The sequence below is a fragment of the Bradyrhizobium sp. MOS003 genome (assembly GCF_003020125.1).
Taxonomy (GTDB): domain Bacteria; phylum Pseudomonadota; class Alphaproteobacteria; order Rhizobiales; family Xanthobacteraceae; genus Bradyrhizobium.
This window is the reverse complement of the sequence record NZ_PYFW01000001.1, coordinates 1,188,947-1,205,236: the sequence shown is the minus strand read 5'-3', so window position 1 is coordinate 1,205,236 and position 16,290 is coordinate 1,188,947. Positions and strand designations below refer to the sequence as shown.

At 64.2% G+C, this 16,290-nt stretch carries 13 protein-coding genes; 10 read left to right on the top strand and 3 right to left on the bottom strand.

Translation table 11 applies throughout. The features are described 5' to 3' along the window. The first annotated feature begins 160 nt into the window (after window positions 1-160). The 3 genes from cysD to C7G42_RS05770 all read left to right on the top strand — a co-directional run bounded on the left by cysD (window position 161) and on the right by C7G42_RS05770 (window position 5,409). On the top strand, window positions 161-955 hold the full coding sequence (gene cysD, locus C7G42_RS05780) for a sulfate adenylyltransferase subunit CysD (RefSeq protein WP_094977078.1): 795 nt from the start codon (window positions 161-163) through the stop codon (window positions 953-955). A gap of 20 nt (window positions 956-975) precedes the next feature. Then, window positions 976-2,892: an adenylyl-sulfate kinase gene (gene cysC / locus C7G42_RS05775; protein WP_106948051.1), complete on the top strand. Its 1,917-nt coding sequence runs from the start codon at window positions 976-978 to the stop codon at window positions 2,890-2,892. 351 nt (window positions 2,893-3,243) lie between these two features. After that, window positions 3,244-5,409, top strand: a complete 2,166-nt coding sequence (locus C7G42_RS05770) for a malate synthase G (protein ID WP_106948050.1) — start codon at window positions 3,244-3,246, stop codon at window positions 5,407-5,409. A 128-nt stretch (window positions 5,410-5,537) separates the two neighbouring features. On the opposite strand, the gene C7G42_RS05765 is transcribed toward C7G42_RS05770, so the two are convergent. Next, window positions 5,538-5,693 carry a Thivi_2564 family membrane protein gene (locus C7G42_RS05765; RefSeq protein WP_007599832.1) on the bottom strand — a complete coding sequence of 52 codons (156 nt, stop codon included), beginning with the start codon at window positions 5,691-5,693 and terminating at the stop codon, window positions 5,538-5,540. A 273-nt stretch (window positions 5,694-5,966) separates the two neighbouring features. Between C7G42_RS05765 and C7G42_RS05760 the strand changes: the two genes are divergently transcribed. Beyond that, window positions 5,967-8,060, top strand: coding sequence for a methyl-accepting chemotaxis protein (locus tag C7G42_RS05760; RefSeq protein WP_106948049.1), 2,094 nt, complete (start codon window positions 5,967-5,969; stop codon window positions 8,058-8,060). A gap of 250 nt (window positions 8,061-8,310) precedes the next feature. After that, window positions 8,311-10,404, top strand: coding sequence for a methyl-accepting chemotaxis protein (locus tag C7G42_RS05755; protein ID WP_106948048.1), 2,094 nt, complete (start codon window positions 8,311-8,313; stop codon window positions 10,402-10,404). 84 nt (window positions 10,405-10,488) lie between these two features. Here the strand turns inward: C7G42_RS05755 and C7G42_RS05750 are convergent, their stop codons facing one another. Beyond that, window positions 10,489-11,139, bottom strand: coding sequence for a DUF2865 domain-containing protein (locus C7G42_RS05750; protein WP_106948047.1), 651 nt, complete (start codon window positions 11,137-11,139; stop codon window positions 10,489-10,491). Window positions 11,140-11,150: 11 nt separating this feature from the next. Continuing rightward, the gene (locus C7G42_RS05745; protein ID WP_106948046.1) at window positions 11,151-11,924 is read right to left on the bottom strand and encodes a L,D-transpeptidase; all 774 of its coding nucleotides are present in this window, start codon (window positions 11,922-11,924) and stop codon (window positions 11,151-11,153) included. Window positions 11,925-12,132: 208 nt separating this feature from the next. Here C7G42_RS05745 and C7G42_RS05740 point away from each other — a divergent pair, with 208 nt between their 5' ends. From C7G42_RS05740 to C7G42_RS05720, 5 genes are all read left to right on the top strand, one after another. Further along, the gene (locus tag C7G42_RS05740) at window positions 12,133-13,245 is read left to right on the top strand and encodes an AI-2E family transporter (protein ID WP_106948045.1); all 1,113 of its coding nucleotides are present in this window, start codon (window positions 12,133-12,135) and stop codon (window positions 13,243-13,245) included. 76 nt (window positions 13,246-13,321) lie between these two features. Continuing rightward, window positions 13,322-13,693 carry an ElaB/YgaM/YqjD family protein gene (locus C7G42_RS05735; protein ID WP_199580795.1) on the top strand — a complete coding sequence of 124 codons (372 nt, stop codon included), beginning with the start codon at window positions 13,322-13,324 and terminating at the stop codon, window positions 13,691-13,693. A 96-nt stretch (window positions 13,694-13,789) separates the two neighbouring features. Further along, a complete protein-coding gene (locus C7G42_RS05730) occupies window positions 13,790-14,245 on the top strand; it encodes a hypothetical protein (protein ID WP_106948043.1) in 456 nt (151 codons plus the stop codon). A gap of 178 nt (window positions 14,246-14,423) precedes the next feature. Next, a complete protein-coding gene (locus tag C7G42_RS05725) occupies window positions 14,424-15,566 on the top strand; it encodes an OpgC domain-containing protein (protein ID WP_106948042.1) in 1,143 nt (380 codons plus the stop codon). A gap of 105 nt (window positions 15,567-15,671) precedes the next feature. Next, window positions 15,672-16,283 (top strand): TetR/AcrR family transcriptional regulator, encoded by a 612-nt coding sequence (locus tag C7G42_RS05720; protein ID WP_199580793.1) that lies wholly within the window; start codon window positions 15,672-15,674, stop codon window positions 16,281-16,283. Window positions 16,284-16,290: the final 7 nt, after the last annotated feature.

Here is a 16,290-nt window from a genome sequence, read left to right as displayed (position 1 = left end):
GAAAATTTTATCTGCTCTTGCGCGCCGCAAATTTAGAATTTTCGCCTCCAGACGCAAAGTAGCAGAGATGCATCTTCTCAGGTCCGATTCCGGCGCAGATGGGCTGGGCTTCACCGCGCCCGTTTCCGAGCAAATTCCGGTCGCGCAGACCGCCCCCAGCATGGACCATCTCGACCAGTTGGAGGCACAGAGCATCTACATCTTTCGCGAGGCATTTGCCCGTTTGAAGAAGATCGCCCTGCTGTGGTCGCTTGGCAAGGACTCCAACGTCATGATCTGGCTGGCGCGGAAGGCGTTCTTCGGCCGCGTGCCTTTCCCGGCCCTGCATGTCGACACCGGCAAGAAATTTCCGGAGATGTACCGCTTTCGCGATCACTACGGCAAAGAATGGGAACTCGATTTGCGCGTCGAGCCCTGCCCGCCCATCGATGCCGTCGATCCGACGCTGCCGCCGGCTGCCCGCTCCGCTGCGCGCAAGACCGAAGGCCTCAAGATGGCGCTCGCCAAATACGGCTTCGACGGCCTGATCGCCGGCATCCGCCGCGACGAGGAGGCAACGCGCGCCAAGGAGCGCGTGTTCTCGCCGCGCGGCCTCGAAGGCAATTGGGACGTGCGCGACCAGCCACCTGAATTCTGGGACCATTTCAACGCCTCGCCGCCGCAGGGCGCGCATTTGCGTATCCATCCGATCCTGCATTGGACCGAAGCCGACATCTGGGCCTACACCAAGCGGGAGAACATCCCGATCATCCCGCTTTATCTCGCCAAGGACGGCAAGCGCTATCGCTCGCTGGGGGATCAGGACATCACCAATCCGGTCGCATCGACCGCGTCCAATATCGACGAGATCCTGATCGAACTCGAGCAGACCAAGGTGCCGGAACGTGCCGGCCGTGCGCTCGACCATGAGACCGAGGATGCCTTCGAGCGTCTGCGCGTCGCCGGCTATCTCTGATCTCAGGACGCGAGCGCGACATGAACATGATCGTCACCCCGGCTTCGCCCGCCACCCCGAACGGCACGACGCGACCGCAGGTCCGCATCGTCATCGTCGGCCATGTCGACCATGGCAAATCGACGCTGGTCGGCCGCCTCCTGCACGAGACCGGCAGCCTGCCCGACGGCAAGCTGGAAATGCTCAAGGCCGTCAGCGCGCGGCGCGGCATGCCGTTCGAATGGTCGTTCCTGCTCGACGCGCTGCAGACCGAGCGTGACCAAGGCATCACCATCGACACCACGCAGATCCGCTTCCGCACCAATTCGCGTGACATCGTGCTGATCGACGCGCCCGGCCACGCCGAATTCCTGCGCAACATGATCACCGGCGCCTCGCAGGCCGACGGCGCTGTACTCATCATCGACGCGCTCGAAGGCGTGCGCGACCAGACACGGCGACACGGCTATCTCCTGCATCTGCTCGGCGTGAAGCAGGTCGCGATCGTCGTGAACAAGATGGACCGCGTCGACTTCTCCGCAGAGCGTTTCAAGGAGATCAGCGACGAGATTTCCGCACATCTGAACGGCCTCGGCGTGAAGCCCACGGCGGTGATCCCGATCTCGGCGCGCGACGGCGACGGAGTCGCTGATCGTACTGATCGGATCGGCTGGTACAAAGGTCCGACGGTGGTCGAGGCGCTCGACGCCCTCGAGCCGGCGCGGCCGCTGGAAGCGCTGGCGCTGCGGCTGCCGGTGCAGGCGATCTACAAGTTCGACGACCGCCGCATTGTCGCCGGCCGGATCGAATCCGGCAGCCTCATCGCCGGCGACGAGATCGTGATCATGCCGGCCGGCAAGATCGCCAAGATCAAGACGGTCGAAAGCTGGCCGGTGACGCCGGTGGCGGGACGGCAGGGCGCGGGCCGCTCGGTCTGCATCACGCTCGACCGCGAATTGTTCATCGAGCGCGGCGACATCATCGCGCATGTGAGCGCTGCCCCGCGCGAGACGCGGCGGCTGCGCGCCCGCATCTTCTGGCTGCACGACAAGCCGCTGGCCAAGGGCGACCAGCTGCTGGTTCGGTCGGGGCCGAAGGAAAGCCGCGCCACCGTGGTGGAAATCGAGAAGGCGGTCGACCCAGGCGAATTGTCGAGCGTCGAGAACAAGGCGATCGGCCGCAATCATGTCGGCGAGATCGACATCTCGCTGTCGAATCCGATTGCCACCGATCCCTACACCGAGAATCCGCGGACCGGACGCCTCGTGATCGAGGTTTCGGGGCGCATCGCCGGCGGCGGCCTTGTGCTGTCGGTCGATGCCGGCCAGCGCGCCGTGCCGGTCGACATCGTGCCGGTGGAATCCGCGCTGCGGCCCGACGAGCGCTCCGCGCGCTATCAGCACAACGGCGCCGTGGTCTGGCTCACCGGCCTGCCCGCCTCAGGCAAGTCGACGCTCGCCAAGGCGCTGGAGCGGCGGCTGTTCAGCAATGGCGGCTCGCCGATCCTGCTCGACGGCGACACGCTGCGCGCCGGGCTCAACAGCGATCTCGGCTTCTCTGCGGCCGATCGCAGCGAGAACATCCGCCGCCTCGCCGAGGTCGCGACGCATCTCGCGCGCAACGGCCACATCGCGATCGTCGCAGCGGTCTCGCCCGCGCGCGAGGACCGCGCCGCCGCCCGCCGCATCGCCGACACAGCGTTCCGTGAGATCCACGTCGCGACACCGGCAGAAGTCTGCGAGGATCGCGATCCCAAGGGGCACTACAAGAAGGCCCGCGCCGGCGCGCTGGCGTCGTTCACCGGCATCGGCAACGACTACGAGCCGCCGCAGGCAGCCGAGCTCGTGATCGACACCTCGACACGGACGGTCGCGGATGCGGTCGACGCGATCGAGCAGATGCTGAAGGCGACGGGTGTGCTGTTCGACGAGGTCGTGGACCTCGCCGCGAATATTTGAGTCTGTGCTACTCCCGCTGTCGTCGCCCCGCTTGACCGGGCGACCCATATTCCAGAGACCGCGTGGGGATTCAGAGAAGCCGCGGCGTACTGGATTCCCCGCCTACGCTGAAGCTTCGGCGCCCCTGGACCTCAACCCCGGCGAAGCCTTGGCGTAGCCGGGTCGCGGGGAATGACAACTGTGGGTGGGGCCGCCTCACTCTCCCTGACATTTTGACAAACCTTTAGGGGTCTTCTCACCGCCCCGATTTTGGGGCTAATAAGGCCCTGAAAGCCGTCCTTCATGGGCGCATTTTGCTGCTGTCGGGTCAAAAGCAGCCAAAAACAGCCATTTCCAACAAGAAAGCCCATCATGAAACGCGTCGACGCCCACGGATTGAAGATCGCTCCCGTTCTGTTCGATTTCATCGCCAAGGAAGCGACCCCGAAAACGGGGATCGCGCCGGATATCTTCTGGGCCGGGCTTGCCGCCATCATCAAGGATCTGGGGCCGAAGAATCGCGCGTTGCTGACGGTGCGCGACACGCTGCAGGCCAAGATCGACGACTGGCACCGCGCCAACAAGGGCAAGGCGTTCGACCTCAATGCCTATACCACCTTCCTGAAGGAGATCGGCTATCTCGTTCCGGAGCCGGCGACCCAGAAGGTCGAGACCGCCAATGTCGATGAGGAGATCGGCAAGATCTGCGGCCCGCAGCTCGTCGTTCCCCTCACCAACGCGCGCTACGCGCTCAACGCGGCGAATGCGCGCTGGGGCTCGCTTTATGACGCCTTCTACGGCACCGACGCGATCGCGCACGATCCTTCCGAGAGCGGCAAGGGCTACAACAAGGCGCGCGGCGACAAGGTGATCGCCAAGGCCAAGGCATTCCTCGACGCCGCCGTGCCGCTCGCCACCGGCAGCCACACCGACGTCACCGCCTACAGCGTCGTCGCTGGCCAGCTCGCGGTGAAGCTGAAGAGCGGCAACGCCACCGCGCTGAAGAACGCGGCGCAGTTCGCGGGCTTCCAGGGCGATGCGGCTTCCCCGAGCGCCGTGCTGCTCGCCAACAACGGCCTGCATGTCGAGGTCAAGATCGACCGCGGCAGCACGATCGGCAAGGACGATCCCGCCGGCGTCGCCGACATGATCATGGAGTCCGCGGTCTCCACCATTCTCGACATGGAAGACTCGGTCGCCGCGGTCGATGCCGAAGACAAGGTGCTGGTCTATCGCAACACGCTCGGCCTGATGAACGGCACGCTGTCGGCCGACTTCGAGAAGGGCGGCAAGACGCTGACGCGTTCGCTGAATGCCGACCGCAGCTACAAGACGCCGGACGGCAAGGGCGAGGTCAAGCTGCACGGCCGCAGCCTGCTGCTGATGCGCAATTGCGGTCACCACATGTTCACCGACGCGGTGCTGGACGAGAAGGGCGAGGAAGTCCCGGAAGGCCTGTTGGATGCCGCCGTCTCGGGGTTGCTCGCCATTCACGACCTCAAGGGCAATTCCAAGGTCAAGAACAGCCGCACGGGATCTGCCTATATCGTCAAGCCGAAGATGCACGGCCCGGAAGAGGTGTCGCTGACCTGCGAGATCTTCGACCGCGTCGAAAAGATGCTGTCGCTGCCGGAGAACACGCTCAAGGTCGGCATCATGGACGAGGAGCGGCGCACCACCGTCAACCTCAAGGCCTGCATCCAGCGCGCCTCCAAGCGCATCATGTTCATCAACACCGGCTTCCTCGACCGTACCGGCGACGAAATCCACACCTCGATGGAAGCGGGTCCGATGATCCGCAAGAACGAGATGAAGGCGCAGGCCTGGATCAAGGCCTATGAGGATTGGAACGTCGACATGGGGCTGATTTGTGGCCTGCCCGGCCACGCCCAGATCGGCAAGGGCATGTGGGCCGCGCCCGACAAGATGGCGGACATGTTGCAGCAGAAGCTCGGCCATCCGCAAGCCGGCGCCACCACGGCCTGGGTGCCCTCACCGACCGCCGCGACGCTGCACGCCCTGCACTACCACCAGGTCAACGTGACCGCGCGCCAGCAGGAGCTGACCAAGGGCGGGCCGCGCGCAAAGCTCGAAGACATCCTCACCATTCCGGTGTCGAAGTCGAACTGGGCGCCCGACGACGTCAAGCAGGAGATCGACAACAACTGCCAGGGTATTCTCGGCTATGTCGTGCGCTGGATCGACCAGGGCGTCGGCTGCTCCAAGGTGCCTGACATCCACGATGTCGGCCTGATGGAAGACCGTGCCACCTTGCGCATCTCCAGCCAGCATCTCGCCAACTGGCTGCACCAGGGCGTGATCACCGAGGCGCAGGTGATGGAATCGCTCAAGCGCATGGCCGTTGTCGTCGACAAGCAGAACGCCGGCGATCCGATCTACAAGCCGATGGCGCCCGCCTTCGACGGCACAGCCTTCAAGGCCGCCTGCGACCTGATTTTCAAGGGCCGCGAGCAGCCGAACGGCTACACCGAATACATTCTCACAGCCCGCCGTCGCGAAGCGAAAGCGGCCGGCTGAGGCCGTTGTTCGGAAGCCCCGGCTCGCGCCGGGGCTTTTTTGTTTGAGGTACCCGCAGCCGGATGAGCGAATCGACGTCCGGGGCACTGCCCCGCATATCGCTGCGCTCATGCGGGGCTACAGACCGCCTAGAACACAGCGAGATATTTCAGCAGCGACACGATGCCGATGATGATGACCACTACGCGCGCGATCTGCTTGGCGCGGCCGTCCATCGGCAGCATGTTGATGAGATAGAGCACGAGAATGACGACGAGAAATGTGACGAGTACGCCGACCAGCATCGCAAGGCCCCCTTCAGGCAAATGACCAACGAGGTCCTAACGCCTGCCTCGCCCTCCGGTTCCATAACGGCAACCCATTGCAACTTCTGGTAAATACGTAATTCTACCAGCAGGCCCGCTGCCTAAAACTTTACCCTTTTCGTTTTTGATATCGAAACCGTCCGCTGCCGTGAGCTGCGAACGGTATTGAATTGCCGATGCTCTACGCCCCTGTTTTCTCGATTTTGCCGGGCGCCTTTGTCGAACTTCGCAATGGGATTTTAGGGGACTTCGATGTTGAATCGCCTGACCGTATCCGCGCTGTTGAAGACGGTGATCGCGATCACATCGATCTGCGTGGTGATCGCACTTTCGCTCACCGCCTACGAGTCCTGGCATCGCCTCAAGACTGCCAGCCGCATCTCGCAGATCGCCGGCGCCTCCGCTGATCTGTTCAAGGCGATGCACAATCTGCGTACCGATCGCTCCACCACCACGCGGCTTCTGAACGCGACCGAGCCGATGGATGCCGAGATCGAGAAATACCTGCGTGCGCTACGTGATGCCCAGATGCCGGCGATGGCACGCGCACTCGAGCTGCTGCCGAGCATGGACTTCCCGCAATCGGGCACGCTGGTGCCGGAGCTGTCGCGTCTCTACAAGCTGCTGGTCGAGGAGCAGAAGCAGTTCTGGGAGGACGTCGCCAAGCCCAAGGATCAGCGCCGCGCGGGTCTGCCGAAGGAATACTTGGAGACGACGCAGGGCCTGCTCGACGTGCTTGACAAGCTATCGAACACGCTGGCCGCGACCGTCAACCACCAGGACGCCGAGATCGACCAATTGCTTTCGATCAAGCAGAACGCCTGGCTGCTGCGCAACACCGCGGGCGAAGCCTCGCTGATCGTCTCGATGGGGCTTGCGGCCGGCAAGATCACGCCGGAGGGGCGCTACAACTATACCCAATATGTCGGCGGCACGAGCGCGATGTGGAAGGCGCTCGAATTGTCGACCTCGGGCATGCAATTGCCGCCGGCGCTCTCCTCCGCCATGGCCGCCGCCAAGACCGCCTATTTCGATCCGCAATATCTGGCTTTGCGTGACCGTCTTGCGGATGCCCTGCTCAAGGGCGACAAGGCCGAGATGACGGCGAACCAGTGGAGCCCGATCACGGTCGGGCGCATGGCGAGCGCGGTTGCAGTTGCCGAAGCCGCCCTCGACGCTGCCAAGGTCCATACGCTGGATCAGCGTGGCGCCGCGGAGCGCGCGCTGAGCGTTCAGCTCGTGCTGCTGGCGCTTGCGATCGGGCTCGCCGTCGGCGCAATCATGCTGGTCAGCCGCCGCGTCATCAACCCGCTCAACACCATCCGCGACGCCATGCTCAAGGTCGCCGGCGGCGATCTCGCCGTCGACAGCGGCTATCTCGATCGCCAGGACGAGATGGGCGCGCTTGCGGGCGCGCTCGAAACCTTCAAACAGCAGGCCTCCGACAAGCTCAAGATCGAAGAGCAGGAGCGCCAGCGCAACGCGGGCGCGTCCGCACGCCAGCGCGCCGTCGAGGCCTATGTCGGCGAGTTCGAGGGCGCGGTACGCAAGACGCTGGGCGAATTGAGCGAGGCTTCCGGCGAGATGCGCAAAACCTCAGGCGACCTCTCCGCCGTGTCGCGCCAGACCAACGACCGCGTCCAGGTGGCCGGCAAGGCCTCCAACGACGCCTCGACGAGCGTCGATAGCGTTGCTGCGGCGGCTGAAGAGCTCTCGGCTTCGATCAACGACATCAGCCAGCAGGCCGCTCACGCCGCCGGCATCGCCGGCCGCGCCGTCACACAGGCGCGCGAGACCGACGGCACCGTGCAGGGCCTGCAGAAGTCCGCGGGACGCATTGGCGAGGTCGTCGGCCTCATCAACACCATCGCGCAGCAGACCAATCTGCTCGCGCTCAACGCCACGATCGAGGCCGCACGCGCCGGCGAGGCCGGCCGTGGCTTTGCCGTGGTCGCCTCCGAGGTGAAGTCGCTGGCCAGCCAGACGGCGAAGGCGACTGAGGAAATCTCCGAACAGATCGCCGACATCCAGAAGGTCGCGGGCGACGCCATCAACGCGATCCAGACCATCGGCGGTATCATCGGCGAAGTGAACGAGGTGGCGACTGCCATTGCCGCCGCCGTCCAGGAGCAGGGCGCGGCGACGCAGGAGATCACCCGCAGCACGCAATTCGCGGCGCAGGGCACCAAGAACGTCTCGGACAACATCACCGGCGTCAAAGCCGGTGCGGACGCGGCCGCCGCGGCCGCTGACCATGTGAAGCACGCCTCCGAGATGCTGGAGAGCCAGAGCCGCCAACTCGGCCACGAGGTCAGCGACTTCCTCGGCAAGATCCGCGCAGCGTAGGCCACGGCGGCACCACGCTGTCGATATCGTCCTGGCGAAGCTTGGACGATGACGGTCGCTCGACAGGCCCACAGACGCTCATGCATCCGTAATTTTACGGCAGCAACACTGTCTAAGTCTTTACCCTTTTCGGGCCAAATGCACCCCTAAGCGCGCCGCAAGGCGTCGGCGTTTGCTGCGCTCATTCCCTTGCTTCGAAGTTGGCGGGGGTTGCCGTCCAAAAACTTCAAGACGCGTACTCAGGTGTCCGATGCTCAACCGCTTGTCCGTATCCACGCTGCTGAAAGCGGTGATCTTCACCACAGCGCTGGTCGTCGTCATCGGCTTCTCGATCAGCGCATGGAGCTCGTGGATCCGGCTCCAGCAGGCCAGCCGGATCGTCGACATTGCAGCGGCCTCGGCCGACGTCTTCAAGGCCATGGCCAACATCCGGGCCGACCGGTCGACCACCAACCGCCAGTTGACCAGTGACATCCAGGTCGATCCCGACACCGAGAAATACATCCGTGGCATTCGCGACGAGCTGATGCCGGCCCTGGGGCGCGCAATCGACATCCTTCCCTCGATCGACATTCCGCAGCGTGACACGATCGTTACCGATCTGGCGCGGTTGAACAAGGCGCTGCTGGCGCAGCAAGCCGAGTTCTGGACCGAAGTCGCCAAGCCCAAGGCCTCACGCAGGCTCGCACTCGCCAAGGAATATCTCGAGAGCGAGGACGGGCTGATGACCATCCTCGAAAAGCTGTCGCCCGTGCTCGTAACCAGTGTCAACCACCAGGACGCCACGATCGACCAGCTTCTGATGATCAAGCAGATGGCCTGGCTGTTGCGCCAGAACGCCGGTGAATCATCGGTCATTGTTGGCAATGCCTTGACCAGCGGCAAGGTCTCCCCGGAGGCCCAGCTCGCCTTCACGAAATTTGTCGGTGCTACCGATGCGGCCTGGAGCGCCATCGAGCTGGCCGCCACCGGCATGCAACTGCCCCCGGCGCTGTCCGCATCCATGGCGGACACCAAGTCGGTCTATTTCGACCCGCAATATACCGGCACGCGTGATGGCATCATCGCGACGGTGGCCAAGGGCGAGAAAGCGTCGATGACCGCCAACCAGTGGAGCCCCTATTCGGTCGGCCGCATGGCAAGTGCGATCAGGCTCGCCGATGCTGCGCTTGCCGCAGCCAGGGATCATGCCTCTGCCCAGCGCGCCGGCGCGCTGCAATCGCTGCTGGTCCAGCTGGCCCTGCTCGTCGCCGCCATCGTGTTCACGGGCGCCGCCATGCTAGCGGTCAGCCGCCGCGTCATCAATCCGCTGCACCGGATTCGCGACGCCATGCTCAAGGTCGCCGGCGGCGATCTCGGCGTCGACAGCGGCTATCTCGACCGACGCGACGAGATCGGCTCGCTTGCCGGCGCGCTGGAAACCTTCAAGCAGCAGGCGCTCGACAAGCTCAAGATCGAGGAGCAGGAGCGCGAGCGCAACGCCGGCGCGGCCGCACGCCAGCGCGCGATTGAGGCCTATGTCGGTGAGTTCGAAGGCGAGGTGCGCAAATCGCTGGGCGAGCTGAGCGAGGCGTCCGGCGAGATGCGCAAGACCTCGGGCGACCTGTCCGAAGTGTCCCGCCAGACCAACGAGCGTGTCGAGGTTGCAGGCAGAGCTTCAAACGAGGCCTCCTCCAGCGTCGAGAGCGTCGCGGCAGCCGCCGAAGAGCTCTCTGCCTCGATCAACGACATCAGCCAGCAGGCCGCGCATGCGGCAGGCATCGCCAGCCGCGCGGTCAACCAGGCCCGCGAGACCGACGGCACTGTGCAGGGATTGGCGCAGTCCGCGGGACGCATTGGCGAGGTCGTCGGATTGATCAACACGATCGCGGCGCAGACCAACCTGCTCGCGCTCAACGCCACGATCGAAGCCGCGCGCGCCGGCGAGGCCGGCCGTGGCTTTGCCGTGGTCGCCTCGGAGGTGAAGTCGCTGGCGAGCCAGACCGCCAAGGCAACCGAGGAGATCTCCGAGCAGATCGCCGACATCCAGAAGGTGGCAGGCGATGCCATCAACGCGATCCAGGCCATCGGCGGCATCATCGGTGAAGTCAACGAGGTCGCCACCGCGATCGCCGCCGCCGTGCAGGAGCAGGGCGCGGCGACTCGGGAGATCACCCGCAGCACGCAATACGCGGCGCAGGGCACCAAGAACGTCTCGGACAACATCACCGGCGTGAAGGCCGATGCCGACACCGCCGCCGGTGCCGCGGAGAACGTCAAGCAGGCCTCCGAGACACTGGAAACCCAGAGCCGCCAGCTTGGCCACCAGGTCAGCGACTTCCTCGGCAAGATCAGGGCGGCGTAAAAGAAAGCGCAGTGGAGAGAGGATACCGCCACTATCCCAGGTGTGGTCCGGGAGCTCGCGACAACGCTACACCCGCGTGAAGCCCTACTCCTTGGCGACGACTGGCACCTGACGGAATCTTGCGCGCACCGAGTCCGGCAGCGGCGAGAAATTCATCGCGACGCCGTGGCGGTCGTTGGCATTGCGGCTGGCGACCACCAGCCCATTCGCGCCAGCGACGATGTCTCCCTTGCGCAGGGTGGGATCGTCCTCGCTCTTGACCGACGCGAGCCCGACCGGATCCTTGCCGTTGCAGGTACAACCCGCGACGATTTCGTTGCGGTAACGGAATGCATTGGGCAGTTCGGAATACGGTTTGCCTTTGTCGGTGGTGGCGTCGTCGATACCCCCGCCATAAACCAGCGAAGTCTCGGACGTCGGGCAGAAGCTCTTGCAGGATTGCGCCTTGCTCTCGGCATCGTTGCCCTGCGCCGGGAAGTAGCGGCCGTCGCAGCTCCGCACGCAATAGGCCGTGCCGCCGCCATAGGCGGCGCGCTGACGCGGAGCCTCATAGCGCGGAATGTCATCGCGGGGAAATGGCGTCCGGATCTGCGGAGGTCGCGCACCAAACCCACCGAACAACGCCGAGAAGAAATCTTCCGCATGTGCCGATGGTGCGAATGCCAGACCGGCAGAAACAACGACCATCATCGCCGTCGTTCCGCCAGCCACTTTGCCAATCAGGCGTCTGGTCATATGACTCACTCTTAGTTCACGGCGGTCGTGGTGACGTTCAGCGCCTGCCGGCCGGAAGGCAGCGTCGTCACGGCCGGACGCTTGCGCACGGGGTCGCCGCCTTTGGCCATCAGCGGAGCGTTCTTCGGCAGCACCACGACCTTGGCACCGACATTGACGCGGCCGAACAGGTCGGTGACGTCTTCGTTGGTCATGCGGATGCAGCCGGAAGAGACGAACTTGCCGATCGTGGAGGGATCGTTGGTGCCGTGGATGCGGTATTCGCTGGAGCCCAGATACATCGCGCGCGCGCCGAGCGGGTTGCCGGGACCGCCGGCAACGAAGCGCGGCAGATAGGGCTGGCGCGCGATCATCTCGGCCGGCGGATGCCAGTCCGGCCACTCCGCCTTGCGGCTGACACTCTGCACGCCGGACCAGGTGAAGCCTTCGCGGCCGACACCGACGCCGTAGCGAATGGCCCGGCCGTTGCCGAGCACGTAATAGAGATAGGTGTTCTTGGTATCGATGACGATGGTGCCGGCCGGCTCGCTGCGGTCGAAGCCGACGATCTGCTTGCGCAGGCGATCGGACAACTGGGCATCCTCGTCAGCCGCCTGCGGCGCGTCGTTCACTTCGCCCTGCGAGTAACCCTGGTCCTGCGGATACGCCTGCTGCTGCATCGGCGCATAGCCAAGTGTCTGCGCACTCGCGCCGGCAAACGGCACCGTAAGAAAAGTGGTTGCGAAGGCGAAAGCGGCGACGGCGCGCGGCGAGAAGCTGCGGCGGACTGCGGAGAACTTGGTCATGTGCTGCCCCGTGAGATGTCTGCATCATGGTGATGCGCTTGGCGATTAACGCCGCGGGGACGATTCAAGTTCCGGCCGGGCACGCGGCCGGCTTGTCACAGTCAAGAGAGCAACTGTTCACGAAGCCGCGATGGAACCGTTTGGCTCGTGCCGCATTGTCTCTCCTCAATGGGCGTGCGGATCGAGGCTTCCGTGCGGGAGATAAATAGTGCGCGTCCTTCCCGGTGAACGGCAGACGTCCGGCGGTGGCGAAGGCGCCCCGCTACCCGAGAGCCCTGCCGAGCTGCCGCCTGTCATTCGCCGCACTGAATTCGTCGCCTTCGCACTTGCCGGCCTTCTGCTGATCGCCATCGTGACCGTACTGTATGTTGGCAGGGCATTCTTTCTCCCGGTGGTGATGGCCTTCGTGACCGGCACCATGCTGTCACCGGCGGCGACCTTCCTTGAAAACCACAAGGTGCCGCGCGGATTGGGCGCCGCGCTGATCGTTATCGCGGTGACCGCCGTGGTTGCCTTCGTCATCGCGCTGATCGCCTCCCCCGCGATGGAATGGAGTTCGCGCCTGCCCGAGCTCGGCGCGCAATTGAAGGACAAGATGCACGTGTTCGACCGGCCGCTGGCGCTGTGGCGCGAGCTGCAAGTCATGGTCGGCGGCTCGGAAGGGCTGCCAAGCTTCCAGATGCCGAAATTCGAGTGGGTCCAGCCGACGCTGGAATTCCTGTCACCGACCTTTACCGAATTCCTGCTGTTTTTCGTCACCCTGATCCTGTTCATCGCGAGCTGGCGCGACCTCCGCCGGGCGCTGATCATGAACTTCAGCGATCACGATGCGCGGCTGCGCACGCTCCGCATCCTCAACGAGATCGAGGTCCATCTCGGCAACTACCTTTTGACCGTCACCCTCATCAATGTCGGCGTCGGTGTTGGCACCGGCCTCATTTGCGCAATCACCGGCATGCCAAACGCCGCCGGCCTCGGCGCACTCGCGGCGACCCTCAACTTCATCCCGATCATCGGGCCGATCGCCATGTTCGCGGTGCTGATCGTGGTCGGGCTGGTCGCCTTCCCGACCATCAGCGGCGGCCTGATGGCGGCGCTGGCATTCGGCGGCCTCACCTTCCTGGAGGGGCATTTCGTCACGCCCATGATCATCGGGCGGAGGCTGGCGCTCAATGCGCTCGCCGTGCTGCTTGCGCTCGCGTTCTGGACCTGGCTGTGGGGCCCGATGGGTGCATTCCTGTCATCGCCGCTCTTGATCGTCGCGCTGATCCTCAAGGAGCATCTGTTGCCGACGGATGCGCCGCAGCTTCCGCAGGGATGACGGTTTCCGTGAACGGAACTTCCCCGGCGACGAAACGTTCTCGGCTATCTCAGCTGTCAACAGTTTGGAGCTCCCGATGTCCACGACCAATGCCGAAGCCGGGATGAGAGACTGGACAGACAAAGCCACCAGAGAACGCCTCGAGAAGGATGTAGCAGCCGTGAAAAGCGATATCGCCGCCCTCACCGACCAGATCACCGACGCCATCAACACCTTCGCCAATTCCACCAGCAAGCAGGCCCGCCGCGGCTATCGCCAGGCCCGCGAGAACATGGATACCGCGATCGACGACGTTTCGGAGCGCAGCAGTGCAATGATGGGTGCTGCCCAGGAAGCCTATGGCTCGATCGAAGAGTCGCTTGAAGACGCGATCACACAGCGGCCGCTCGCGACCGTCGGCCTCGCGCTCGGCATCGGCTTCCTGATCGGTGCCGCCTGGCGCCGGTAGGAAGCGCGTCCGGATGTTGTTGAGCCGGCGGCGCTACTGCGCCGCCGGTACTTGACTGTGTATAGTACGGCTTGTGGGGATCTGAGGAGCAAGGCCATGTTTCAGCGCATCATCGATGGAATCAGTGCATCTACCGGCACAACCGTGCGCCTGACCTCCCTGGCCGCAGGCGCGGCGTTAGCGCTGTTTATCACCACATGCTTTCTCTGCGCTGCGGCATTCATCTCCGTGCTCAACAAGTATGGTCCGGTGCAGGCCTGCCTCGCGGGCGCCGGCGTCTTCTTTCTCCTGACTCTGGCGGCAGTGGTGAGCTACTGGGCCTACAAGCGGGAGCTTCGCAAGCAAGCTCAAATCGCAGCTGAGCGTGCCGCAAAGTCGTCGGCGCAGACCATGCTCGCTGACCCCATGCTGCTCGCCACCGGATTGCAGATCGTTCGCGCGATCGGGGTCAAGCGGCTGTTACCGATCCTGGCGATCGGCGGCGTCGCCCTCGGCATCATGGCGAGCCGCGCCGGCGCTCCCGACGAGGCCTCGGCCGAACCAGCCGAATAGCAGTAAGAGCGGGTTAGAATATTTCGTTTTGAGTCCTCAGCGCGCATCTATCGGAATTCGGCCCAGGGCGCGCAGCATCTTGCGTTAGGCGGCCCTCCGCCATCACGCAAATGCTACTCGGACAAGCAGGCGGTTGCCGCTAAAAGCGTCACCCTGATTCCCAAAGCTATTTTAGTCAATGAAACCGTCCGTTCAGGCGAACCTCGCCGCATTCAATCACGACGCCAGACTGTATCTGACACTCGGCATTGCCAACTGGTCGGTGTTCGTCGACCACATCCCGAACAATGTCGTCAATCTGCTGACGCTGCGCAATTTCGGCTTCAGCGGCGCGGCCGATCTGTTCGTGTTCGTCGTGGGCTACGGCGTTGCCGTCATCCACGGCCGGATGGCCCTTGAACGGGGCTACCTCGTGGCGGCCACGCGCATCTTCCGCCGCGTCTGGCGGCTCTACGCCGCCTATGTCGTGCTGTTCGTGATCTACATCGCCACCATCGCCTACGTCGCCTCGCAATCGATGGCGCCGGAGATCATCCACGAATACAACATCTCGGGCATTCTCGAACACCCGCTGCGGATCCTGGTCCGCGGCCTCGTGCTCCAGGAGGAGCCGCTGAACCTCGACCTCCTGCAATTGATGATCCCGCTGATGGCCTTCTTTCCCTTCGCGCTGTGGGGTCTGTTGCGGCGGCCGAACCTGACGCTGGCGGCATCGGTCGCGCTGTATGTTGCCGCACGCTGGTTCGACTGGAATTTTTGGATCTATCCGGACCAGGAATGGACCTTCAATCCGCTGTGCTGGCAGATGCTGATGGTGCTCGGGGGCTGGTTCGCCGTGACAGGCGCGCCCGGGCGCGTGCTACGCGACATGCCCTGGCTGCGGATCCTCGCCGGCACCTATCTCGTCTTCGCGATGGCCATCACCTTGCTGCGCCATTCGCCGGCAATGTCGGCATTTTTGCCGGACCTCCTCCTCGACAGCATCGGGCCGACCGACAAGGAAAACCTCGCACCCTATCGCGTGGTGCACTTCCTCGCGCTCGCCTTTCTGGCGACCCATCTCATTCCAGCCGATCACCCCGGCCTGCGGTTGAAGCCGCTCCAGGCAGTGATCGCGTGCGGCGAGGAATGGCTCGCCGTGTTCTGCGTCGGCGTGTTCCTGTCGTTCGCCGGCCACCTCATCCTGATCACCAGCGCCAATTTGGTGGCGATGCAGATTGTCGTGAGCCTTGCCGGCTTCGCCGCGATGACCGCGGTGGCTTACTACGTCGCCTGGTCGAAGTGGCAGGATCTGCCAACCGCCCTGCGGCAGCAGGCCTAGGTATCTCATCGTGCGTTAACGCATACGCCTTGTGATTTCCCCTAGGCCGGCCGATGAGGCTGCGCTATCCCGAGCAGGAGCGATTTGGCGAGGAGACCGGGCGTGGTGACGGCGAATGACGGGGGTGACGGGGTCGACGGCGCCCCCCGGCGCGGCCGGCCGCGATCGATCGAGACCAGCAATGCCATTCTCGAAAGTGCCTATGCGCTGATGGCTTCCACCGGCCTTGCCGCCACCACCATCGACGCAGTCGCCCGCCATTCCCGCGTCTCCAAGATGACGATCTACAAATGGTGGCCATCCCGCGAGGCGCTCTTGATCGACGCCTTTCTTCAACATGCCGCGCAGATGCTGCCGCTGCCCCCGGCGAGCTCCGGCAACCCCGCGGCGCGCGCCCGCCGCCATGCCGCGGCCTATGCCGAAGCGCTCCAGGGCGAGTTCGGCAAGGTCCAGCTCGCCGTCATCTCCGAGTGCATTTCCAGGACCGGCTCTGCCGAGCTGTTCTACGCCCGCTATCTGCAATTCCGTCGCGACGCGCTGGTCGAGATGATTGCGGCGGGCCAGAACGACGGCAGCATCCTGGCCAGCGGGCCGGCTGAGGATCTCTACGACGCGATCTATGGCAGCTTATTCTACCGCTACGTCTTCGGCATCGCGCCGATCACGCCGGCCTACGCCCGCAATCTGGTCGATCTGGTGTTGCGGCCCAAAAGTTAGCTCAAGG